At 66.7% G+C, this 21,317-nt stretch carries 18 protein-coding genes; 9 read left to right on the top strand and 9 right to left on the bottom strand.

Features of this window, described 5'->3' with window-relative positions:
• Window position 1 precedes the first annotated feature (1 nt).
• Window positions 2-1,630, bottom strand: coding sequence for a murein L,D-transpeptidase (locus ACIP0B_RS01600; protein WP_400829248.1), 1,629 nt, complete (start codon window positions 1,628-1,630; stop codon window positions 2-4).
• A gap of 148 nt (window positions 1,631-1,778) precedes the next feature.
• On the opposite strand from ACIP0B_RS01600, the gene ACIP0B_RS01595 reads away from it, so the two are divergent.
• The 4 genes from ACIP0B_RS01595 (at window position 1,779) to ACIP0B_RS01580 (ending at window position 5,093) form a co-directional block, all read left to right on the top strand.
• Entirely contained in the window at window positions 1,779-2,504 is a 726-nt protein-coding gene (locus ACIP0B_RS01595; RefSeq protein WP_400829246.1) for a murein L,D-transpeptidase catalytic domain family protein, read from the top strand.
• Between the two features lie 232 nt (window positions 2,505-2,736).
• Window positions 2,737-2,994 carry a DUF2790 domain-containing protein gene (locus ACIP0B_RS01590; RefSeq protein ID WP_085580003.1) on the top strand — a complete coding sequence of 86 codons (258 nt, stop codon included), beginning with the start codon at window positions 2,737-2,739 and terminating at the stop codon, window positions 2,992-2,994.
• A 12-nt stretch (window positions 2,995-3,006) separates the two neighbouring features.
• Window positions 3,007-3,678: a heavy metal response regulator transcription factor gene (locus ACIP0B_RS01585; protein ID WP_085580001.1), complete on the top strand. Its 672-nt coding sequence runs from the start codon at window positions 3,007-3,009 to the stop codon at window positions 3,676-3,678.
• Window positions 3,675-5,093 carry a heavy metal sensor histidine kinase gene (locus ACIP0B_RS01580; protein WP_400829244.1) on the top strand — a complete coding sequence of 473 codons (1,419 nt, stop codon included), beginning with the start codon at window positions 3,675-3,677 and terminating at the stop codon, window positions 5,091-5,093. The genes ACIP0B_RS01585 and ACIP0B_RS01580 overlap by 4 nt, the downstream gene beginning before the upstream one ends.
• A 278-nt stretch (window positions 5,094-5,371) precedes the next feature.
• On the opposite strand, the gene ACIP0B_RS01575 is transcribed toward ACIP0B_RS01580, so the two are convergent.
• The gene (locus tag ACIP0B_RS01575; protein WP_400829242.1) at window positions 5,372-6,763 is read right to left on the bottom strand and encodes an MFS transporter; all 1,392 of its coding nucleotides are present in this window, start codon (window positions 6,761-6,763) and stop codon (window positions 5,372-5,374) included.
• A 101-nt stretch (window positions 6,764-6,864) separates the two neighbouring features.
• Between ACIP0B_RS01575 and ACIP0B_RS01570 the strand changes: the two genes are divergently transcribed.
• A complete protein-coding gene (locus ACIP0B_RS01570) occupies window positions 6,865-7,752 on the top strand; it encodes a LysR family transcriptional regulator (RefSeq protein ID WP_400829240.1) in 888 nt (295 codons plus the stop codon).
• Here ACIP0B_RS01570 and ACIP0B_RS01565 read toward each other — a convergent pair.
• The gene (locus ACIP0B_RS01565) at window positions 7,749-8,369 is read right to left on the bottom strand and encodes a cell wall hydrolase (RefSeq protein WP_400829238.1); all 621 of its coding nucleotides are present in this window, start codon (window positions 8,367-8,369) and stop codon (window positions 7,749-7,751) included. The two genes, ACIP0B_RS01570 and ACIP0B_RS01565, sit on opposite strands and share 4 nt — an antisense overlap.
• A gap of 199 nt (window positions 8,370-8,568) precedes the next feature.
• Here ACIP0B_RS01565 and ACIP0B_RS01560 point away from each other — a divergent pair, with 199 nt between their 5' ends.
• The gene (locus tag ACIP0B_RS01560) at window positions 8,569-9,420 is read left to right on the top strand and encodes a CAP domain-containing protein (RefSeq protein ID WP_400829236.1); all 852 of its coding nucleotides are present in this window, start codon (window positions 8,569-8,571) and stop codon (window positions 9,418-9,420) included.
• A gap of 1,318 nt (window positions 9,421-10,738) precedes the next feature.
• Here the strand turns inward: ACIP0B_RS01560 and ACIP0B_RS01555 are convergent.
• From ACIP0B_RS01555 to ACIP0B_RS01540, 4 genes are all read right to left on the bottom strand, one after another.
• Complete coding sequence (locus ACIP0B_RS01555) at window positions 10,739-10,894, bottom strand: DUF2474 domain-containing protein (protein ID WP_400829234.1); 156 nt, start codon at window positions 10,892-10,894, stop codon at window positions 10,739-10,741.
• Window positions 10,881-11,897 (bottom strand): cytochrome d ubiquinol oxidase subunit II, encoded by a 1,017-nt coding sequence (gene cydB, locus ACIP0B_RS01550; protein WP_085579989.1) that lies wholly within the window; start codon window positions 11,895-11,897, stop codon window positions 10,881-10,883. Before cydB ends, ACIP0B_RS01555 begins: the two co-directional genes overlap by 14 nt.
• A 17-nt stretch (window positions 11,898-11,914) precedes the next feature.
• On the bottom strand, window positions 11,915-13,330 hold the full coding sequence (locus tag ACIP0B_RS01545) for a cytochrome ubiquinol oxidase subunit I (protein WP_400829232.1): 1,416 nt from the start codon (window positions 13,328-13,330) through the stop codon (window positions 11,915-11,917).
• A gap of 109 nt (window positions 13,331-13,439) precedes the next feature.
• On the bottom strand, window positions 13,440-15,764 hold the full coding sequence (locus ACIP0B_RS01540) for an FdhF/YdeP family oxidoreductase (protein WP_400829230.1): 2,325 nt from the start codon (window positions 15,762-15,764) through the stop codon (window positions 13,440-13,442).
• Window positions 15,765-16,116: 352 nt separating this feature from the next.
• Between ACIP0B_RS01540 and moaA the strand changes: the two genes are divergently transcribed.
• Both moaA and ACIP0B_RS01530 read left to right on the top strand, forming a co-directional pair.
• On the top strand, window positions 16,117-17,115 hold the full coding sequence (gene moaA / locus ACIP0B_RS01535) for a GTP 3',8-cyclase MoaA (protein WP_400829228.1): 999 nt from the start codon (window positions 16,117-16,119) through the stop codon (window positions 17,113-17,115).
• Window positions 17,116-17,142: 27 nt separating this feature from the next.
• The gene (locus ACIP0B_RS01530; RefSeq protein WP_400829226.1) at window positions 17,143-18,042 is read left to right on the top strand and encodes a bestrophin family protein; all 900 of its coding nucleotides are present in this window, start codon (window positions 17,143-17,145) and stop codon (window positions 18,040-18,042) included.
• A 325-nt stretch (window positions 18,043-18,367) separates the two neighbouring features.
• On the opposite strand, the gene glp is transcribed toward ACIP0B_RS01530, so the two are convergent.
• Together glp and moaB are read right to left on the bottom strand one after the other, a co-directional pair.
• Window positions 18,368-19,573 (bottom strand): gephyrin-like molybdotransferase Glp, encoded by a 1,206-nt coding sequence (gene glp / locus ACIP0B_RS01525; protein ID WP_400829224.1) that lies wholly within the window; start codon window positions 19,571-19,573, stop codon window positions 18,368-18,370.
• The gene (moaB, locus tag ACIP0B_RS01520; RefSeq protein ID WP_085583371.1) at window positions 19,570-20,109 is read right to left on the bottom strand and encodes a molybdenum cofactor biosynthesis protein B; all 540 of its coding nucleotides are present in this window, start codon (window positions 20,107-20,109) and stop codon (window positions 19,570-19,572) included. The genes glp and moaB overlap by 4 nt, the downstream gene beginning before the upstream one ends.
• A gap of 298 nt (window positions 20,110-20,407) precedes the next feature.
• On the opposite strand from moaB, the gene ACIP0B_RS01515 reads away from it, so the two are divergent.
• Complete coding sequence (locus ACIP0B_RS01515; RefSeq protein WP_400829221.1) at window positions 20,408-21,307, top strand: LysR family transcriptional regulator; 900 nt, start codon at window positions 20,408-20,410, stop codon at window positions 21,305-21,307.
• Window positions 21,308-21,317 lie beyond the last annotated feature (10 nt).

Below are 21,317 nucleotides of genomic sequence, written 5' to 3'. Positions count from 1 at the left end.
GTCAGTGCGCCCGGTCCAGCCCCGCCAGCAGCGCGCTGTCGCGGCTGTAGATGTCCGGCGCGTAGAGCACGCGCCCGTGGCTGTCGACCTGGGCGGTCCAGTAGGTCATCAGGATCGGCACCGGGTTGGCCAGGCGGAATTCATGGGTGGTGCCGGTGGCCAGCAAGGTGTCGGTGCGCGCCCTTTCCGCCGGGCTGAGCAGCAGGTCGCGCAGCTTCATCGGATGCTCGACCCGCACGCAGCCGGAGCTGAACGCCCGCGGCCCCTTGTCGAACAGCGCCTTGCTCGGCGTGTCGTGCAGGTACACCGAGAACGGGTTGGGGAAGCGGATGACCATCTGCCCCAGCGGGTTGCGCGGCCCGGCGTCCTGGCGCAGGAGGATGTTGCCGGGGTTGTCCCAGTCGATGTCGGCGGCGGCCAGCGGCTGGCCGTTGGCGTCGAGCACTTGCAGGTTCTGGCGGCTGAGGAAGGTCTGGTCCTTGCGGATCTCCGGCAGCTTGTCTTCCTTCCAGATGGTCGGCGGCACGGTCCAGGTCGGGTTCAGGGTCAGCCGGGTGACCCGGGACTTGAGCAACGGGGTCTGGCGTTCGGCGCGGCCGACCTGGGTGCGGGTCTGCCACACCGGCAGGCCGCCTTGGTACAGGGTCAGTTCGGCGGCGGCGACGTTGACCAGCAGGCCGTCCGGCTCCATGTCCTGGGCCAGCCAGCGGAAACGTTCGAGGTTGACCCGCAACTGGTCGCGGCGGGTCAGCGGGCTGATGTTGAGTTCGGCGATGGTGCCGGGGCCGACCACACCGTCGGCCTGCAGCGAATGGTTGGCCTGGAAGCTCTTCACTGCCTCCACCAGCACGCCGTCATAGGCGTTGCCCGGCGTGCCGGCCACGCTGTGCAGGTAGCCTTCGCTGTAGAGGCGCTGGGCGAGTTCCGGCACGCGCTTGTCCGCCATGTCCGGACGCAGCAGCGGCCCGTTGCCCACCGCGCCCCAATGCGGCAAGGCTTGCTGGCGCTGGGCGGCGTAGAGGTGACGCAGGTTTTGGTATTGCGCCAGGCGCGGACGGGCCCGGTCGAACGCCGCCGCGATGTCGTGCATGCCCGGCACGGCGATGGCCAGCAGTTCGGCCTGACGGTCGCGGGGCGTGTCGTCGGCATGCCACAGGGGTTCGAAGTGCGATTGCAGCAGGCGGCCGTAGTGCAGATCCTGCAGGGCTTGCAGGTAGTGGCGGCTGATGTCGATGTCGGCGCACAGGTCGCCGTCCTGCGGCACGCGGTCCGCCACCGGGTAGCGCTTGGGGTTCAGGCCGTCATCGGCCAGCAGCTGCAACTGCGCCTGCAATGTCGCGAGCCGCTCGCCGTCTGCCCACACGGGCAGCCAGTCCTGCTGCTGATAGAACGCCTGCAATTGCTGGAGCGCGGGAGCGTCGAGGCGGGCCGCCACGGCCGGACAGGCCTGGGGCAGGCTGACCAGCGACGCCTGCAACGGACTCTGCACCGGAACCGGCGCGGCCACCGGCGCATCGACCGTCACGTCCGCCGGCAACGTCGGCAGCCCCGGCAACGGCTCACCGGCACAAGCGACAAACGGCGCTGCGAGCAAACAAATGCTCAAGTAGCATGCATACTTTTTGAACAACTGCTTTACTCCAATCCATGGCCGTCCTGAATGACGGTCAACCTTACATCAGGTGCGGTGAACAGTCAGGCCCGATTCCCGGGTCTGCGGGGGACGACTGGACGTCAGGAGCCTAGCCAGACAAGTAGCAAGTGAGGACTCTCTGTAAATGTTGACGACGTTTCGCCGACTTCTGCTGACTGCCATCGTCCCGGCCTTGATCGCCGCCACGATGACCAGCCCAGCCATTGCCGCCGGCACTGCCCGGCCATCCCTCTACAACAGCCTCGCGCACGCCGCACCGGAACTCAATCCCCAGGCGCTGAAAGGTGCCCTGAACGCCATGCAGTGCGCGGTCAACAGCGGCGCCCGGCAATCGCGCCACCTGGCGATCATCGACTACTCGCAGCCGTCCACGGCCCGCCGCCTGTGGATCTTCGACCTTGCCCGCCGGAAACTGGTGCTGCGCGACCTGGTCGCCCACGGCTCCAACTCCGGGGAAAACTACGCCACCCAGTTCTCCAACCGCGAGGGCAGCTACCAGTCCAGTCTGGGGCTGTTCCGCACCCAGGAAAGCTACGAAGGCACCCACGGCTACTCGCTGCGCATGGACGGCCTGGAACCGGGCTTCAACGACATGGCCCGCGACCGCGCCATCGTGATCCACGCCGCCGACTACGTGAACCCGCTGTGGAGCCAGCGCCAGGGCCGCATCGGCCGCAGCCAGGGCTGCCCGGCGGTGCGCCCGCAAGTGGCCAAGCGGGTGATCGACAGCCTGAAGGACGGCCAGTTCATGTTCTCCTGGTATCCCGACCAGCACTGGCTCAAGTCCTCGCCGTACCTCAACTGCCAGCCGCAGCAGGTGGCCGGGATCATCAGCTCCGCCGGCAACTGATCCCTGCATCATTGGAGCCCTGCACAGCCCTCTGCGGGAGCCAGCCTGCTGGCGATGGCGCCCGCGAAGGCACCGCAGAACCGGCCAAGACCGTCGCTCGCGCCGACATTCGCGAACACCGTTTCATTACAGCTTTGTAATCAAGCTGTCGGTTTGCCGAGCGGATCGCCCGGTAGCCTGAAGTTGTCCCGGCACCTGTGCCGACCCACTTCACGCACCGAGCGACCCCATCATGAAAACCCTGATCCTCGCCTTCGCCGCCCTCCTCGCCACCGGCTCCGCGTTCGCCGCGCCTGCGCCGGAACCGACCGTGATCCACGACCAAAGCGGCTTCTTCGTTCATCTGGATATCGACAAAGTCCTGTCCAGCACCGATATTTCCCAGGCCTGCGGCGTGATTCCGGCCCGGCTCAACTACCTCGACCACCAGGGCCGCGAACATGTGCTGGACTATCAGGTGCAAGGCAGCGGCTGCACCAACGACCATTGAGGCCGAACGCCCATGAACATCCTTGTCGTCGAAGACGAACCCAAGGCCGGCAACTACCTGCTCAACGGTTTGCAGGAACTGGGCTACAGCGTGAGCCTGGCGCGCAACGGCGCCGACGGCCTGCACCTGGCGCTGGAGCACGGCTTCGACGTGATCGTGCTGGATGTGATGATGCCGCAGATGGACGGCTGGGAAGTCCTGCGCCGGCTGCGCAAGGAGGCCGACACGCCGGTGCTGTTCCTCACCGCCCGCGACGACATCGCCGACCGGGTCAAGGGCCTGGAACTGGGCGCCGACGATTACCTGATCAAGCCGTTCTCCTTCGCCGAACTGGTGGCGCGCCTGCGCACCCTGACCCGGCGCGGGCCGATCCATGAAGAGGAACAGTTGCAGGTGGCCGACCTGCAGATCGACGTGCTCAAGCGCCGGGTCACCCGCGCCGGCACGCGGATCGTCCTGACCAACAAGGAGTTCGCCCTGCTGCAACTGTTCGCCACCCACACCGGCCAAGTGCTGTCGCGTTCGCTGATCGCCTCGCGGGTGTGGGACATGAACTTCGACAGCGACACCAACGTGGTCGATGTCGCGGTGCGCCGCCTGCGGGCCAAGCTCGACGATCCGTTCGCGCTCAAGCTGATCCACAGCGTGCGCGGCATCGGCTACCGCTTCGACATTCAGCCATGAAAACCAACGGCACCTATTCGCTGACCCTGCGCCTGGCGCTGGTCTTCGCCCTGCTCGCCTTCGCGTCGCTGGCGGGCCTGGGGGCGGCGCTGTACAACGAGCTCGAAGAGCAACTGATCCGCCGCGACGACATCCAGCTGGCCAGCCGGGTCGATCAGTTGCGCACCTTCCTCAACGACAGCAACACCCTGGAGCTGATCAAGAACAAGCCGGCGCTGTTCCAGAACATGCTCGGCAACCGCGAGGCGCTGCTGACCATCGGCGCGCCGGGGCAACCGCCCTTGCTGGTGGTCAACCCCGGCAACCTCGCCACCCCGAGCGTGCCCGCCGTGCCCATCGGCCACCCGATGGCGCTGAGCGACGTGAAGCATCTGCCGAGCATCGACGGCGTGCCGTTTTCGGCGGTGGCGGCGACCATCGACTCCGGTGAGCTGGGCAACCTGCAGGTGCTCACCGGCCGCCTGATGACCGAACGCACGGCGATGCTCGCCACCTACCGGCTCAGCGTCTACGGCCTGGCCACCCTGGCGGCGGCGGTGCTGGCGCTGATCGGCTGCCTGCTGGTGTACCGTGGCCTGCTGCCGTTGCGCCGGCTGGCGCGGCATGCCCACGGCATCGGCGTCGGCAACCTGGGCGAACGCCTCGACAGCCACGGCACGCCCCGTGAGCTGAAGCCGATGATCGACGCGTTCAACGCCATGCTGGACCGGCTCGCCAAGGGTTTTGCGCAACTGAGCCAGGTGTCCACCGACATGGCCCACGAACTGCGCACGCCGATCAACAACCTGATGGGCGAAACCCAGGTCGCGCTGCAGCAGAACCGCAGCGTCGAGGCCTACCAGCAACTGCTCGCCTCCAACGTCGAGGAGCTGGAACGGCTGGCGCGGATGCTCGACAACATGCTGTTCCTGGCCCGCACCGATCCGGCCAGCGCCATGAGCCAGCGCCAGGAGCTGGACGCCGCCGACGAGATGCAGCGCATCGCCGACTACTTCGAAGGCCTGGCGGCGGATGCCGGCATCTGCATCGAGGCCCGCGGCAGCGGCGTGATCTGGGCCGAACCGATGCTGCTGCGCCGGGCCCTGGCCAACCTGTGCGCCAACGCGATCAAGTACGGCGCCGCAGATTCGACGGTGCAGGTGGAAGCCACCGCCGGAGCGGACGGCAGCCTCCTGCGGGTGCGCAACCACGGCCCGACCATCCCGGCCGAACACCTGTCGCGGCTGTTCGAACGCTTCTACCGGGTCGACCAGTCCCGCCAGCGCTCGGCCCAGTCCAACGGCCTGGGCCTGTCCATCGTCGCCACCATCATGCAACTGCATCAAGGCCGCTACAGCGCCAGCAGCGCCGACGGCGAGACCTGCTTCGAACTGTTCTTCCCCGCCCGCCAAGCGCAACCCCGGGAACACCACTGAACCCGCCGACATCCCTATCGCCTGACCCGCCGTCATCGCCAGCAGGCTGGCTCCCACAGGTTTTTGTGGTGTGCGCGGGTTCGGTGTTCACCTTGGGCTCTGTGGGAGCCGGCACTGCCGACATCTCTGTCGCCTGCCCCACCGTCATCGCTGGCAAGCCAGCTCCCACAGGTTTTTGTGGCGTACGCGGGTTCGGTGTTCGCCTTGGGCTCTGTGGGAGCTGGCTTGCCAGCGATGAGGCCAGCCCAGCCGCCACCCCCATCACCTGACACTCCGCTCTACCGCTGCCCCACCAACACCGACAGGCTCCGGGCCGTGCCGTTGACGGCGAGGGCAATGGCCATCAGCGTCGCGGCGACGCCAAAGGTCAGGTGCAAGCCCCCGGCAATCATCACGGCCGGTGCCTGAGCCGGATCGCCGGCGGCCAGGGCGAACACCGTGCCCATCGCCGCCGCCCCGGTGATCAACCCCAGGTTGCGGGCCAGCCCCAGCATCGCCGACATCACCCCGCGCAGGTCCTGGCCGACGTCCGCCATCAGGCCGCTGCTGTTGGCCGCCTGAAACAGCGCATACCCGGCGGTGACCCACGCTATCGGCAGCAGATACCCCGGCAACCCGAGCCCCATCGGCAACACCGCCAGCAACACACAGCCGCCGGCCATCGCCGACAATCCGCCCGCCACCATGCGCCGCGCCCCGAAGCGGTCCACCAGCCACCCCGCCGGCACGCCGCCGAGCGCCGCCACCAACGGCCCGACCGACAGCGCCAGGCCCACCGCCAGGCTGCCCAACCCCAACCCTCGGCTCAGGTAGAACGGCCCCACCACCAGCGTCGTCATCATCACCGTCGCCACCAGCGCCGTCATCGCCAGACCGGCAGCACGGCGCGGGTCGGCAAACAACGTCATGCGCATCAAAGGCGCCGCCGCACGCCGCTCGACCGCAACGAACAGGCCAAGGCCCAGCAGACTGATCGACAACAGCGCCACCGTGGCGCCCGGCGTCCCCGTGACGGTCATCGCCAACGCATACGCCCCCAGGGTCAGCGCCAGCGCCAACGTCCCGGCATGGTCGAACCGCACCCGCTTTTCCACCGCCCGATCTACCGGCAGATGACGCCACACCAGCCAGCCGTTGAGCAGCCCCAGCGGCACGTTGATCAGGAAGATCGACGGCCACCCCGCCTGCGCGATCAGCAGCCCGCCCAGCGACGGCCCCAATGAAGTGCCGATGGCCGACATCGTGCCCAGCAACCCCATCGCCCGGCCGGTCTGCGCCTTGGGCACCGCATCGCCCACCAGCGCCGCCGTCAGCGCCAGCATCACCGCAGCGCCGAGCCCCTGCACCGCCCGCGCCGCGATCAGCCATCCCAATCCGGGCGCCAGCGCACAGCACAAGGACGCGGCAGTGAACAGGCCAATGCCGATCAGCATCAGGCGGCGCCGCCCGATCAGGTCACCGAGGCGTCCTGCGCTGACGATCAACGTGGTGATCGCCAGCAGGTAGGCGAGGACGACCCACTGCACCTGCGCGAACGCAGCGCCGAAGGCGGCCGCCAGCGTCGGCAGGCCGGCGTTGGCGATGCTGGTGTCCAGGGACGGCATCAGCATCGAGAGGGACAGGCCGGTCAGGGCCCAGCGGGAGGAACGGTGTGACGGAGGATGTGACATGGCAGGCGCTCTTCGAAGGTCATGGGCCGCAGCCTATGTCTGGACGACACCAGGCGGAAGACGCATGCTTTGCACTCCATACCTGTATGAAACGCCATGTCATGAATGCACCGGACCTGAACCTGCTGATCACCCTCGACGTGCTGCTCAGCGAAGGCAGCGTCGCCCGCGCCGCCGAGCGGCTGCGCCTGAGCCCGTCGGCCATGAGCCGCGCCCTCGCCCGCCTGCGCGACACCACGGGCGACCCGTTGCTGGTGCGCGCCGGACGCGGCCTGGTGCCGACGCCACGGGCCCTGGCCCTGCGCGAGCAGGTCAGCCGGTTGGTGCAGGAAACCGAAGCGGTGCTGCGCCCCGTCCAGGCGCTGGATCTCAGTCAACTGCAACGCACCTTCACCCTGCGCAGCAGCGACGGTTTCGTCGAGACCTTCGGCGCCGCCCTGCTCGCCCGCATCGCGTCGCAGGCGCCCGGCGTGCGTCTGCGCTTTCTGCAAAAGGCCGACCAGGACAGCGCACCGCTGCGCGAAGGGCGGGTCGACCTGGAGACCGGGGTGGTCGGTACCCGCACCGACGACACCCTGCACAGCCGCATCCTGTTCGAGGACCGCTGGGTCGGTGTCGTGCGGGCGGGTCATCCGCTGGCGTCGGGCAAAGTCAGCGCCAAACGTTTCGCCGCCGGCGCGCACGTCCATGTGTCGCGGCACGGGCGCCAGACCGGCCTGGTGGACGATGCGCTGCACGCGCAAGGGTTGTCGCGGGAGATCGTCACGCTGGTCGGCGGCTTTTCCGCCGCCCTGGCGCTGGTGCGCGACTCGGACCTGATCGCCACGGTGCCGGAGCGCCACACCGGCTCCCTGCGCGCAGGCCTGCACAGTTTCAGCCCGCCGGTGACGTTGCCGCCGTTGACCGTCTCGATGCTCTGGCACCCGCGGATGGACGCCGATCCCGCCCACCGGTGGCTGCGCGATTGCGTGCGCCAGGTCTGCGCCTAACGGGCGTCGCCGCCGGCGGGTTTGTAGAAGAGGAATTTCGCCGTCTCGGCGGTCTTGCGGTATTCGTTCGCCCAGCTCGGGTGAACGTTGCGGTCATGGAAATACAGCGCGCCGTGGGTGCGATCCGTCAGTTGGCGGTTGAGGGCCTTGGCGGCGATGGCCTTGGCCTGGGCGTACTCGTCATCTTCCTTGACCTGGTCCGGCCTGCCGTCGCACCACCACGAAAACTGGCAGCTCTTGGTCTCCGATCCCTGCTTGACCACCTCGCAGACCGTGCCGGGAAACCCGTCGTGGCCGAGCCGGTTCATCACCACGCTGGCCACGCCTTCCATGTCGGCGTTGTCCTTGCCCTTGGCCTCCCAATAGATGCTGCGCGCCAAACAGGTGATGGGATCGTCCAGCGGCGCGGCCCCGGCCGGATCGACCGCCTGCACTTCGGTCGGGGTGATGGCCTCCGACTTGGGCGCCGGTGCGGCGCTGACCTTGTCGGCAGCCTTTTCCTCCAGCACCTGGGCCTTGGCTTCGGCCTTTTCCTGGATCGGGGCCTGTTCGGCGGCCATCGCCCAACCGTTCGACAGGGTCAACGCAACACAGACAACCACGCCTTTGAATCCCATGATCGACACTTCCGGCAGCGCCCGGTCGGGGCAACGTGTTATGCGGCTGAGACACCCGGCCAGCGGGGCTTTCGCAGAGTGTAGTCGGCAAATCCCGTGGCCATGCGACGGGAAAAAACGCGGGGGTGAAGAAAAAGACATTGCACCCACCGGGGCCCTTTCGCGCATGATGTGCGCACTCAGCCCAAGGGAGATTTCCATGCGCTTCATGCCATCCGTTCTGCGCCTCGCCGCGTTGTCCGTGGGCCTGGCGTTTGCCGCCTCGGCCATGGCCACCGACGAGTCGCAACTGGTCGAGTCGATCAACAGCTACCGCAGCCAGCCGCAGCGCTGCGGCACCCAGGCGTCCAGCGAACTGCCGCCGCTGTCGGCCGATCCGCGCCTGATCCTGCCGGCCAGCGGCGTCGTCGACCTGCAGCAGGCCATGGCCCGCGCCAGCTACCCGATGGTCAACGTGCAGGCGATCAGCCTCAACGGGCCAAGGGACGCGGCGGCGGCGATGAAGGCGATCCAGGAGAGTTTCTGTCAGGTGGTGCTGGATCCGCAGTTCGTCGATGTCGGCGTCAGCCGCAGCGACCGCGACTGGCGCATCACCCTGGCCCGGCCGCTGCTGTCCGCCCGCCTGGGCGACGGGTCAAGCGAAGGCCAGAAACTGCTGGAGCAGCTCAACGCCGCCCGAGCCCAGCCGCGCCAGTGCGGCGGCCAGGCGTTCTCCGCCGCCGGGCCGCTGGCGTGGAATGCGGTGCTCGGCACCGTCGCCCAGGACCACAGCCGCGACATGGCCAACAAGAACTACTTCGACCACAAGGACCGCGACGGCCGCACACCGGGCGACCGCGCCGAACTGGCCGGCTACGGCGGCCAGCAGGTCGGCGAGAACATCGCCGCAGGCCAGGACACCGTGCAGAAAGTGGTGGCCGGCTGGCTCGCCAGCCCCGGCCATTGCGCCAACCTGATGAACCCGCAATACCGCGAACTCGGCGCCGCCTACGCGGTGGACCCGAAGAGCGACGCGGGCATCTACTGGACCGCGATGTTCGGCGCCGAGTGACGCCATCGCCAGCAGGCTGGCTCCCACAGGGGATCCCTGGTGATTGCGGAACCTGCATTCACCACAAGACCTGTGGGAGCTGCGGTGCGACGACTCGACTTGCCAGCGATGAGGCCAGCACTGCCGACATCTCCTGCGCCTGCCCCACCGCCATCGCCGGCAAGCCGGCTCCCACAGGGAATGGCGGTGTTTGCAGGTTCTGTGCTCACCGCAAAAAACGGTGGGAGCCAGCCTGCTGGCGATGAGGCCGGCACTGCCGACATCTCCTGCGACTGACCCACCGCCATCGCCGGCAAGCCGGCTCCCACAGGGAATGGCGGTGTTTGCAGGTTCTGTGCTCACCGCAAAAAACGGTGGGAGCCAGCCTGCTGGCGATGAGGCCGGCACTGCCGACATCTCCTGCGACTGACCCACCGCCATCGCCGGCAAGCCGGCTCCCACAGGGAATGGCGGTGTTTGCAGGTTCTGTGCTCACCGCAAAAAACGGTGGGAGCCAGCCTGCTGGCGATGAGGCCGGCACTGCCGACATCTCTGTCTCCTGACCCACCGCCATCGCCAGCAGGCTGGCTCCCACAGGGGATCCCTGGTGATTGCGGAACCTGCATTCACCACAAGACCTGTGGGAGCTGCGGTGCGACGACTCGACTTGCCAGCGATGAGGCCGGCACTGCCGACATCTCCTGCGCCTGCCCCACCGCCATCGCCGGCAAGCCGGCTCCCACAGGGAATAGCTGTGTTTGCAGGTTCTGTGCTCACCGCAAAAAACGGTGGGAGCCAGCCTGCTGGCGATGAGGCCAGCACTGCCGACATCTCCTGCGCCTGACCCACCGCCATCGCCAGCAGGCTGGCTCCCACAGGGAATGACGGTGTCTGCAGGTTCTGTGCTCACCGCAAAAACTGTGGGAGCTGGCTTGCCAGCGATGAGGCCGGCACTGCCGACATCTCCTGCGCCTGATCCACCGCCATCGCCGGCAAGCCGGCTCCCACAGGGAATAGCTGTGTTTGCAGGTTCTGTGCTCACCGCAAAAACGGTGGGAGCCAGCCTGCTGGCGATGAGGCCGGCACTGCCGACATCTCTGTCGCCTGACCCGCCGCCATCGCCAGCAGGCTGGCTCCCACAGGGGATCCCAGGTGATTGCGGAACCTGCATTCACCACAAGACCTGTGGGAGCTGCGGTGCGACGACTCGACTTGCCAGCGATGAGGCCGGCACTGCCGACATCTCCTGCGCCTGCCCCACCGCCATCGCCGGCAAGCTGGCTCCCGCTGGTTTCCTGGGCGCATTAAAAAACCGGAGCCAGGCTCCGGTTTTTTAGGGTCAGTGGGTCCTCATCCCCGCCGCATACATCAGCAGCTTCAGCACACTCGCCACCACCGCCAGCGAGGCGACGCTGCCCAGCCAGATCAGCAGCAGCCAGCCCAGGCGCCGGTGCCAGCGCTGCGGTTTCACTTCACGTCGCTCAATGGTAGCCATCGCCGATCCTCACTTTGCCGCGGAACACGTAGTAGCTCCAGAAGGTGTACATCAGGATCACCGGCAGGATGAACAGCGCGCCGATCAGGGCGAACAGCTGGCTGGTGGCCGGTGACGCCGCCGCCCACAGGCTGACCGACGGCGGGATGATGTTCGGCCAGATGCTCAGCGCAAGGCCGATGTAGCCCAGGAACATCAGCACCAGGGTGAACACGAACGGCCAGTGGGTGTGGCGCCGGCGCAGCGAACGCAGCAGGCCGAACAGCGCCAGCAGCGCCAACACCACCAGCCCCGCGAACACCGTCAGGTGAGCATGGGTGAACCAGCGCCCCGCCAGTTCCGGATGCAGCTTGAGCGTCCACACGCCGATCACCACCACCATCGCCAGCAGCAGCCACGCCAGCGGACGGCTGTAGTGGCGCATCCGCGATTCGAGCATGCCTTCGGTCTTGACCAGCAGCCAGGTGCTGCCCAGCAGCGCATACGCCACCACCAGGCCGACGCCGCAGGCGAGCGGGAACGGTGCCAGCCAGTCGAGGCTGCCGCCGGCGAACTGGCGGTCCACCACCGGGATCCCGGCCACATAGGCGCCGATCACCACACCCTGGGAGAACGTCGCCAGCAGCGAACCGCCGATGAACGCCAGGTCCCACAGATGCCGCTTCTCGGCCGGCGCCTTGAAGCGGAACTCGAACGCCACGCCCCGGAAGATCAGCCCCGCGAGCATGAACACCAGCGGCAGGTACAGCGCCTCCAGGATCACCCCGTAGGCCAGCGGGAACGCGCCGTACAGCGCCGCCCCGCCCAGCACCAGCCAGGTCTCGTTGCCGTCCCACACCGGCGCGACGGTGTTCATCATCACGTCGCGCTCCTGCCCGTCCGGGATCATCGGGAACAGGATCCCGAGGCCCAGGTCGAAGCCGTCCATGATCACGTACATCATCACCCCGAAGGCGATGATCACGCCCCAGATCAATGACAGGTCGATGCCTTGAATACCCATGTCTCAACGCTCCTTTTTCAGTGGATCCGGCTGGCGGATTCGAGGTGGACGTTGGCGGCCGAAAGCGGCCGGCGCGGTGCCTGCTGGCTGTCGTCCTCAGGATCGTGGTCGTGGTGCGGCTGCGGGCCCTTGGCGACCAGTTTCATCATGTAGCCGATGCCCACGGTGAACACCGAGAAGTAGATGACCACGAACAGCGCCAACGACGTGCTCATCTGCGCCACCGAGTGGTGCGACGCCGCATCGTGGGTGCGCAGCAGGCCGTACACCACCCACGGCTGACGCCCGACTTCGGTGGTGATCCAGCCGGCCAGCAGCGCGACCAGACCGCTCGGCCCCATCAGCAGCACCAGGCGCTGGAAGCCGCGGTGGCGGTAGACCGCGCCCTTGCGCCGCAGCGCAAAGCCGAGCACACCGACCAGGATCATCAACATGCCCAGCCCGGCCATGACCCGGAAGCTCCAGAAGATGACGGTCGAGTTCGGCCGGTCTTCCTTGGGGAAGCTCTTGAGCGCCGGGATCTGCTTGTCGAGGCTGTGGGTCAGGATCAGGCTGCCGAGGTACGGGATCTCCAGCGCGTACTTGGTTTTCTCCGCCTGCATGTCCGGGATGCCGAACAGCACCAGCGGGGTCGGCTCGCTGCCGTGGTTTTCCCAGTGGCCCTCGATGGCGGCGATCTTCGCCGGTTGGTGCTCCAGGGTGTTCAGGCCGTGGGCGTCACCGACCACCGCCTGGATCGGCGCGACGATCAGCGCCATCCACAACGCCATGGAAAACATCTTGCGCACTTGCCGGGTATCGTTGCCCCGCAGCAGGTGCCAGGCCGCCGACGCGCCGACGAAGAACGCCGTGGCGACGAATGCGGCGATGGCCATGTGCGCCAGGCGGAACGGGAACGACGGGTTGAACACGATGGCCAGCCAGTCCAGCGGCATCACCCGCCCGTCCACCACCGAGAAGCCCTGCGGGGTCTGCATCCAGCTGTTGGAGGCGAGGATCCAGAAGGTCGAGATCAGCGTGCCGATGGCGACCATCACCGTGGCGAAGAAGTGCAGCCCGCGCCCGACCTTGTTCCAGCCGAACAGCATCACGCCGAGGAACCCGGCTTCGAGGAAGAACGCCGTCAGCACCTCATAGGTGAGCAACGGCCCGGTGACGCTCCCGGCGAAGTCCGAGAAGCCGCTCCAGTTGGTGCCGAACTGGTACGCCATGACCAGGCCCGAGACCACCCCCATGCCGAAGTTGACGGCGAAGATCTTCGACCAGAAATGGTACAGGTCGCGGTACGTGTCGTTGCCGGTCTTCAGCCACAGGCCTTCGAGCACCGCCAGGAAGCTCGCCAGGCCGATGGTGATCGCCGGGAAAATGATGTGGAACGAAACCGTGAACGCGAATTGAATCCGCGCCAGGTCCAGTGCCTCCAGGTTGAACATGATGATGTCCTCATCAAGGCTGAAAAGCGGCGGCACACGGCCGGGCCACCGCCAGGCGCGAACGCCTGCAGCCAGTCGAATTGCGAAAGGGTCGGATCGCTTCGGGCGGTTACGCCACCGACGACGGAATCAGGTTGCTCGCCTCGGCCGCCTCAAGGCGGATCGCCACGAACTTGGACGTCGGCGTGTAGGTGCGGTCGCCGTAGCTTTCCAGCGGCACCAGCGGGTTGGTCTCCGGGTAGTACGCGGCGGCCTGCCCTGCCGGGATGTCGTAGGCGATCAGGGTGAAACCGCTGACCCGCCGCTCGCGCTCGTCGTCCCACAGCGCCACCAGGTCGACCTTCTGCCCCGGTTCGAAACCGAGCCGGCGGATGTCCTGCTCATTGGCGAACACCACGTCGCGCATGCCGTACACCCCGCGGTAACGGTCGTCGAGCCCGTACAGGGTGGTGTTGTACTGATCGTGGGAACGCATGGTCTGCAGGATCAGGTGCGGCTTGACCGGCAGGTTGCGCACGCCTTCGCTGATCAGGTGCTCGGGCAGCACGCACGGGGTGAACTGGGCCTTGCCGCTGGCGGTGTTCCAGACCCGGTCGGAGGCATCGTTGCCCAGGTGGAAACCGCCGGGGGTCAGCAGTTTTTCGTTGAACCGCTCGAAGCCCGGAATCACGTCGGCGATCAGGTCGCGGATGCGCCCGTAGTCGCCCACCGCCCACTCCCAGTCGATGGGGTGCTTGCCCAGGGTCGCGGCGGCGATCCCGGCGATGATCGCCGGTTCCGATTTCAGGTGCGGCGACTTGGGTTTCAGCTGGCCGAACGACAGGTGCACCATGCTGAAGGTGTCCTCCACGGTCACGCCTTGGGGGCCTTCGGCCTGGACGTCGATGTCGGTGCGGCCCAGGCACGGCAGGATCAGCGCGTCGCGGCCGGTCACCAGATGGCTGCGGTTGAGCTTGGTGGAGATGTGCACGGTCAGGTCGCAGTTGCGCATCGCCGCGTGGGTGCGCGGGGTGTCCGGCGTAGCTTGGGCGAAGTTGCCGCCCAGGCCGATGAACACCTTGGCCTCGCCCCGTTCCATGGCGCCGATGGCCATCACGGTGTTGTGCCCGTGCAGGCGCGGCACCTTGAACTTGAAGCGTTTCTCCAGGGCATCCATCAGTTCCTTGGGCGCCAGTTCGTTGATGCCCATGGTGCGGTCGCCCTGCACGTTGCTGTGCCCGCGCACCGGCGACAGCCCGGCGCCCGGACGGCCGACGTTGCCGCGCAGCAGTTGCAGGTTGATGACCTCTTGCAGGGTCGGCACCGAATGCACGTGCTGGGTCAGGCCCATGGCCCAGCACATGATCACGTTCTTGGCCCGGGCATACATGCGCGCGGCCAGTTCGATGTCGGCCAGGGTCAGGCCGGACTGCTCGACGATGTGCTCCCAGGAGGTGGCGTCGACCTGGGCCAGGTAGCTGTCGAGGCCCGAGGTGTGGTCAGCGATGAAAGCGCGGTCGAACACCGGCTCGGCGCCCGTGGCCAGGGCCTCGCGCTCCCATTGCAGGAGGAATTTGGCCATGCCGCGGAACACCGCCATGTCGCCGCCCAGGGCCGGACGGAAGTACGCGGTGTTGGTCGCCTCCCAGCCGTTGCTGAGCATTTCGATGGGGTTCTGCGGGTTCTGGAAGCGCTCCAGGCCACGCTCCTTGAGCGGGTTGATGCACACCACCTGGGCGCCGCGCTTGACCGCTTCGCGCAGCGGTTCGAGCATGCGCGGGTGGTTGGTGCCGGGGTTCTGGCCGACCACGAAAATCGCGTCGGCGTGGTGCAGGTCGTCATACACCACCGTGCCTTTGCCCATACCCAGGCTCTCGATCATGCTCACGGCGCTGGCCTCGTGGCACATGTTCGAGCAGTCCGGGAAGTTGTTGGTGCCGTAGGCGCGGACGAACAGCTGGTACAGGAACGCCGCCTCGTTGCTGGCCCGGCCCGAGGTGTAGAACTCGGCCTCGTGGGGCGACTTCAGGCCCTTGAGGTGACGGGCGATCAGGGCGAAGGCTTCCTCCCAAGTGGTTTCCACGTAGCGGTCGATCCGTGCGTCGTAGCGCATCGGATGGGTCAGCCGGCCCTGGTATTCGAGCCAGTAGTCGCTCTGCTCGGCCAGGGTCGAGACCGTGTACTTGTTGAAGAACGCCGGATCCACCAGGCGCCCGGTGGCCTCCCAGTTCACGGCCTTGGCGCCGTTCTCGCAGAACTTCAGCAGGCCGGCGCCGGGCGCTTCGCCCCACGCGCAGCCGGGGCAGTCGAAACCGCCGTTCTGGTTGGTCTTGAGCATGGCGCGGATGTTCTTCAGGGCGTTTTCACTGCCCAGCCAGTTTTTGGTGAGGCTGATCACCGCCCCCCATCCTGCGGCGGCGCCCTTGTAGGGTTTATAGCGGTCGACTTGTGACATGGGACTTCTCCATGACGGTGCACACAGGCTAGAACCTGATCTCGGTTGAACGGCAACGACTGTCTTTGAACTAAAACGCCGTCGTTTCATTTGCCGGACCAAGGATAGGAACGGGTGCAAAACATTGTCTAATCGCTATTAACGACCACATTATCGAAACCATCTATCACGCCTAAAAACCCTTTAACCATAGGCATTTGCGGAACTAACGAAACATAAGAACGGCAAAAAAAGTTCATCATCGACAGCATCAATCAGCCGTTCATTAAGAGTGATTGGACGCCCCCGGAAGTTGCCCATAACCTGCGCCGACTCCCGCCGTTTTCCGCGGCTTCATCCAAGCGAGGCTGTCATGTCAGAGCGCGTCTTGATCGATGGTTTCAACCGCCGTGTCGACTACCTGCGTCTGTCGGTCACCGACCGCTGCGACTTCCGCTGCGTGTATTGCATGGCCGAGGACATGCAGTTCTTGCCGCGCCAACGGGTGCTGACCCTGGAGGAGATCTTTCAGGTGGCGCAAAGCTTCGTGAAGCTGGGCACCCGCAAGATCCGCCTCACCGGCGGCGAACCGCTGATCCGCCCCGGCGCGGTCAAGCTGTGCGAGCAGATCGCCGCCCTGCCCGGCCTGCGCGAGCTGTGCCTGACCACCAACGGTTCGCAGTTGGGCAAACTCGCCGAACCGCTGTTCGACGCCGGGGTCAAGCGCCTGAACGTCAGCCTCGACAGCCTCGATGCGGACCGCTTCAAGCAACTGACCCGCACCGGCGACCTGGCCCAGGTGATCAATGGCATCGATGCCGCGCGCAAGGCCGGATTCACCCGCACTAAACTCAACTGCGTGGTGATGCAGGGCCGCAACGATCATGAGATCAACGATCTGGTGCGTTTCGCCATCGACCGGGAGCTGGACATTTCCTTCATCGAGGAAATGCCCCTGGGCGCCATCAGCGAACACAGCCGCGCCGAGTCGTTCTTCTCCAGCAGCCAGGTGCGCGAGCGGATCGCCGAACGCTACACCCTGATCGATTCGGCCGAGTCCACCCAGGGCCCGTCGCGCTACTGGCGCCTGGCCGAGGCGCCGCAGATCCGGCTGGGGTTCATCTCGCCCCACAGCCACAACTTCTGCGGCACCTGCAACCGGGTGCGGATGACGGTGGAAGGCCGCCTGCTGCTGTGCCTGGGCAACGAACATTCGGTGGACCTGAAAGCGGTGCTGCGGGCCCATCCGGGGCAACCGGAACGGCTGGAGAAAGCGATCATCGAGGCGATGAAGCTCAAGCCCTACCGCCACAATTTCGAAGTGAACGACGACGTCCAGGTCGTGCGCTTCATGAACATGACCGGCGGCTGACCCGCCGCCCCTTCAAGGCAGACGTGCATGATCATCCGACCCAAGGTCAACCAGTTCGCCATTCTCTTCACCCTCAAGGGGTCGATCGCCAAACGCATCGCGATGCGCGCACTGATGGTCACGCTGCTGGCGTCGGCCATCGTGCTGGTGGAAATCCTGCACCCGAGCAACTTCACCAAGGTCAACGCCACGCCGTTCACCTTGCTCGGGCTGTCGCTGTCGATCTTCATGAACTTTCGCAACAACGCCTGCTACGACCGCTGGTACGAGGCGCGCAAGGCCTGGGGCGAGGTGATCGTGCACGTCCGCTCGGTGATCCGCGAGACCCATGTCATCCGCGAGTCCGCCGAGCGCCGCTCGCTGTTGCGCAACCTCTGCGGCTTCGCCCATGCGCTCAATGCGCGGCTGCGCCGGGAAGACGAAGCGGCGGCCAGCGCCGAGTGGGTCACGCCCAAACCCGATGCGCAGGTGCCGGACTACAGCGGGCGGATCCTGCAGCAGATCGGCCAGCAATGCTCGGACCTGCATCAAAGCGGTGCGCTGAGCGAGTGGCGCTACATGCTGCTGGCCAACCACCTGACCAGCCTCACCCAGGCCCAGGCGGTGTGCGAGCGGATCAAGAACACCCCGCTGCCCTTCCCCTACACCTTGCTGCTGCACCGCACGATCTACCTGTTCTGCATCTTGCTGCCGTTCGCCATGGCCGAACCGCTGGGCTGGCTGACGCCGCTGTTCACCGCCATCGTCAGCTACACCTTCTTCGGCCTGGACGCCATCGCCGACGAACTGGAAGACCCCTTCGGCCGCGACGAGAACGACCTGCCGACCGATGCGCTGGTGCGCAACATCGAGCGCGACATTCTCTCGGAACTCGGCGCTACGGAACTGCCGCCGGCGCTCAAGCCGGTGGACTACGTCCTGAGCTGATCGCCTCGCTCCTGCCTTGCGGTGCCCTCACTGACGCCATCGCCAGCAGGCTGGCTCCCACAGGTTTTTGTGTCGTTCGCGGATTGAGTGTTCAACACGGTCACTGTGGGAGCCAGCCTGCTGGCGATGGCGGTGGGTCAGCCAACAGAGATGTCGGCAATGCCGGCCTCATCGCTGGCAAGTCGAGTCGTCGCACCGCAGCTCCCACAGGTTTCTCTGGCGTACACGGAATCGGCATCCGCCTCGGAACCTGTGGGAGCCGGCTTGCCGGCGATGGCGCCAGTCAAGGCGCCGTGGAAAGTTCAGCACTCAACCCGGCCAGGGTTCAGAACAGTTCGCTGAAAGGAATGAAGCGCAGCGGGTCGCCCGCGCGGTGGGTCGTGTGTTCGGGGATTTCCGCCAGGCCATCGGCCCAGGTCGCGCCCAGCAGCACGCCGGAGCTCTGGTTCGGGTACAGCACCGCCCGTCCCGCCTCCAGCCGTACCCGCAGGTATTCGCGGCGGCTGCCGGGCTTGGGCCAGTCGAAGCCGGCGGCCACCGTGACGCTCAGCGGCATCACCTCTTCCACGCCCTGGATGCGCAGCAGGTAGGGCCGCGCCAGCAAGCCGAACGTCACCAGCGCCGACGTCGGGTTGCCCGGCAGGCCGATCACCGGCACCGCGCCGAAGCGGCCCACCGTCAGCGGTTTGCCGGGCTTGATCGCCAACTTCCACAGCAGCGGTTTGCCGTCGTCGCGCAGCACCTGGCCAAGGCAGTCGGCATCCCCCGCCGACACGCCGCCGGTGGTGAGGATCAGGTCGGCAGCGACCTGCAACTGCTCCAGCTTGAGGCGGGTCTGCGCCGGACGGTCCGGCAGGATGCCGGCGTCGATCACCTCGCAGCCCAGTTCGCCCAACCAATGGCTGAGCAACGTGCGGTTGCTGTTGTAGATGCTGCCGGGGCGCAGCGGTTGACCGGGTTCGACCAACTCATCGCCGGTGGACAGCACCGCCACCCGCGGGCGGCGCACCGCCGGCAGGTGCGTCACGCCTTGCCCGGCCGCCACCGCCAGCTCGAACGGCCCCAGGCGCTTGCCGGCGCGCAGCAGCACATCGCCGGCCCGGTTCTCCTGGCCTTGGGGGCGGATGTTCTGGCCGGCCTTCAGCGGTTGCAGAAAACGCACCCGGCCGTCCTCCAGCACTTCGGTGTTCTCCTGCATCTCCACGCAGTCGGCCCCCGGCGGCACCGGCGCACCGGTGAAGATCCGCGCGCAGGTGCCGGGCAGCAGCGCATCCGGCGCCAGACCGGCATAGACCCGCTGGGACACGGACAGCGGCTGGCGGTGCAGGTCGGCCAGGTTCAGGGCGTAGCCGTCCATGGCGCTGTTCGGCCAGGGCGGCAGGTCCAGGGTCGCCACCAGGTCGCTGGCCAGCACCCGCCCCCTCGCCGCGTCGAGCGGCACCGGTTCGCTGTCCGGCAAGCGCTGCCCGTCGGCCATCGCCAGCAATTGGTCGAGCGCGTCCTCGACCGGCATCAGCGGCGTGCGGCTCATCCGCGCGGCCCGCAGGCTTGCACCGGTTTGAGGTGCGGGACGAAATTGCACGGGCGGTGACGGTTGTCCAACTGCTCGGCCAGGATGCCTTCCCACGCGGTGCGGCAGGCGCCGGTCGAGCCCGGCAGGCAGCACACCAGGGTGCCGTTGGACAGCCCGGCCAGCGCACGGCTCTGCACGGTGGAGGTGCCGATGTCGAGGATCGAGATGGCGCGGAACAGCTCGCCGAAACCGTCGATCTGCTTGTCCAGCAGGCACGCCACCGCCTCAGGCGTGCTGTCGCGGCCGGTGAACCCGGTGCCGCCGGTGATCAGCACCACCTGGATGCCGTCGTCGGCGATCCAGTTCGCCACCTGGGCGCGGATCTTGTACAGGTCATCCTTGAGCAGGTTGCGCTCGCTGAGGGTGTGGCCGGCCTCCAGCAGACGGCTGACCAGCAACTGGCCGGACGTGTCGCTGGCGTAGTCGCGGGTATCGCTGACCGTCAGCACGGCAATATTCAGGGGAACGAACAGGGCATCCGATTTGGCACTCACGGGAATTCTCCGGCAGTTATCGATTCAACTGGGCCAGAGCCTAAGTGCCGCTTATGAGGAGTGTCTAATCACTCTAACCAACCGCTCTATCGACCGGCTCTATCGACCGTTTCCGGCCTGCTCCGACCCCCGTCCGGCCCCCTGGAGCCGGGCCCGATAGAGACCGTCGATAACCCGTTAAAAACCTCCGATTGGACGCGCGGCGCGACGGATGGGATCGTGGCGCCCTGCGCTGCCCGTGCGCGCTGCGCATCTGCGTCAATACTCATACCCACTTTCCCATCGAGCAGGTGCCGTCATGGACATCAAACAACTCAAGTTCCTGATCGCGCTGGACGAGACCCGCCACTTCGGCCAGGCCGCCGCCCGCTGCCACATCACCCAGCCGACCCTGTCGATGCGCCTGCGCAACCTGGAAGACGAACTGGACCTGGTGCTGGTCAACCGCGGCCAGCGTTTCGAAGGCTTCACCCAGGCCGGCGAACGGGTGCTGGCCTGGGCCCGCACGCTGCTGGCCGCCCACGACGGGCTGTTCGCAGAGGCCGCCGCGTGCCGGGGGCAACTGGTGGGCAGCCTGCGCCTGGGCCTGGTGCCGCTGAGCAACTTCAATCCGGTCAATTACATCCAGGGCCTGTCGGGCACGTTCCCGGAGCTGAAGTACAGCCTGTCGTCGATGAGCTCGGACGAGATCATCGAGAACCTGGGCAACAACCAGTTGGATCTGGGGGTGTGCTACCTGGACCACGTCAACCCGAACTATTTCGAGTTCTTCGAGATCGGCGAGACCCGCGTCGGCCTGCTCTACGACACCCGCCACTTCCACTTCGACGGCCCGGAGATGAGCTGGGAGGACGCCGCCGAACTGCCGCTGGGCATGATCACCACCGGCATGCACTACCGCAAATCCATCGACCTGAGCTTCCGCAGCCGCGGGCTCAACCCGCAGCCGATCATGGAAAGCGACTCGACCTATCAGTTGCTGCAGGCGATCCACCAGGGCTTCTGCTGCTCGATCATGCCGCTGGACAGCGGGCTGGAAGAGCCCATCGAGCACCTGGCCTTCATCAACCTGCCGGACGCCAGCGTGCTGGCCCCGCTGGGGCTGGTGATGCGCAAGACCGAGCCGCGCTCGGCCATCGCCGAGAAGTGCTTCGCCGAGGCGCGGCGGATGTTCGGGATTCAAGCGCCTGAGGTTTGAGTGCCCGCTC

It is taken from the genome of Pseudomonas sp. NPDC089534 (assembly GCF_044749305.1).
In the GTDB taxonomy this organism is placed as follows: domain Bacteria; phylum Pseudomonadota; class Gammaproteobacteria; order Pseudomonadales; family Pseudomonadaceae; genus Aquipseudomonas; species Aquipseudomonas ekonensis.
Note: the sequence above shows the minus strand (reverse complement) of the source record. Positions and strands in the feature narration are given on the sequence as shown.

Excerpts from the sequence above, each read along its gene's own strand:
- ACIP0B_RS01595 (WP_400829246.1), top strand. The coding sequence starts at position 1,779 with ATGTTGACGACGTTTCGCCGACTTCTGCTGACTGCCATCGTCCCGGCC.
- ACIP0B_RS01590 (WP_085580003.1), top strand. The coding sequence starts at position 2,737 with ATGAAAACCCTGATCCTCGCCTTCGCCGCCCTCCTCGCCACCGGCTCC.
- ACIP0B_RS01585 (WP_085580001.1), top strand. The coding sequence starts at position 3,007 with ATGAACATCCTTGTCGTCGAAGACGAACCCAAGGCCGGCAACTACCTG.
- ACIP0B_RS01580 (WP_400829244.1), top strand. The coding sequence starts at position 3,675 with ATGAAAACCAACGGCACCTATTCGCTGACCCTGCGCCTGGCGCTGGTC.
- ACIP0B_RS01575 (WP_400829242.1), bottom strand. The coding sequence starts at position 6,763 with ATGTCACATCCTCCGTCACACCGTTCCTCCCGCTGGGCCCTGACCGGC.
- ACIP0B_RS01570 (WP_400829240.1), top strand. The coding sequence starts at position 6,865 with ATGAATGCACCGGACCTGAACCTGCTGATCACCCTCGACGTGCTGCTC.
- ACIP0B_RS01565 (WP_400829238.1), bottom strand. The coding sequence starts at position 8,369 with ATGGGATTCAAAGGCGTGGTTGTCTGTGTTGCGTTGACCCTGTCGAAC.
- ACIP0B_RS01560 (WP_400829236.1), top strand. The coding sequence starts at position 8,569 with ATGCGCTTCATGCCATCCGTTCTGCGCCTCGCCGCGTTGTCCGTGGGC.
- ACIP0B_RS01555 (WP_400829234.1), bottom strand. The coding sequence starts at position 10,894 with ATGGCTACCATTGAGCGACGTGAAGTGAAACCGCAGCGCTGGCACCGG.
- cydB (WP_085579989.1), bottom strand. The coding sequence starts at position 11,897 with ATGGGTATTCAAGGCATCGACCTGTCATTGATCTGGGGCGTGATCATC.
- ACIP0B_RS01545 (WP_400829232.1), bottom strand. The coding sequence starts at position 13,330 with ATGTTCAACCTGGAGGCACTGGACCTGGCGCGGATTCAATTCGCGTTC.
- ACIP0B_RS01540 (WP_400829230.1), bottom strand. The coding sequence starts at position 15,764 with ATGTCACAAGTCGACCGCTATAAACCCTACAAGGGCGCCGCCGCAGGA.
- moaA (WP_400829228.1), top strand. The coding sequence starts at position 16,117 with ATGTCAGAGCGCGTCTTGATCGATGGTTTCAACCGCCGTGTCGACTAC.
- ACIP0B_RS01530 (WP_400829226.1), top strand. The coding sequence starts at position 17,143 with ATGATCATCCGACCCAAGGTCAACCAGTTCGCCATTCTCTTCACCCTC.
- glp (WP_400829224.1), bottom strand. The coding sequence starts at position 19,573 with ATGAGCCGCACGCCGCTGATGCCGGTCGAGGACGCGCTCGACCAATTG.
- ACIP0B_RS01515 (WP_400829221.1), top strand. The coding sequence starts at position 20,408 with ATGGACATCAAACAACTCAAGTTCCTGATCGCGCTGGACGAGACCCGC.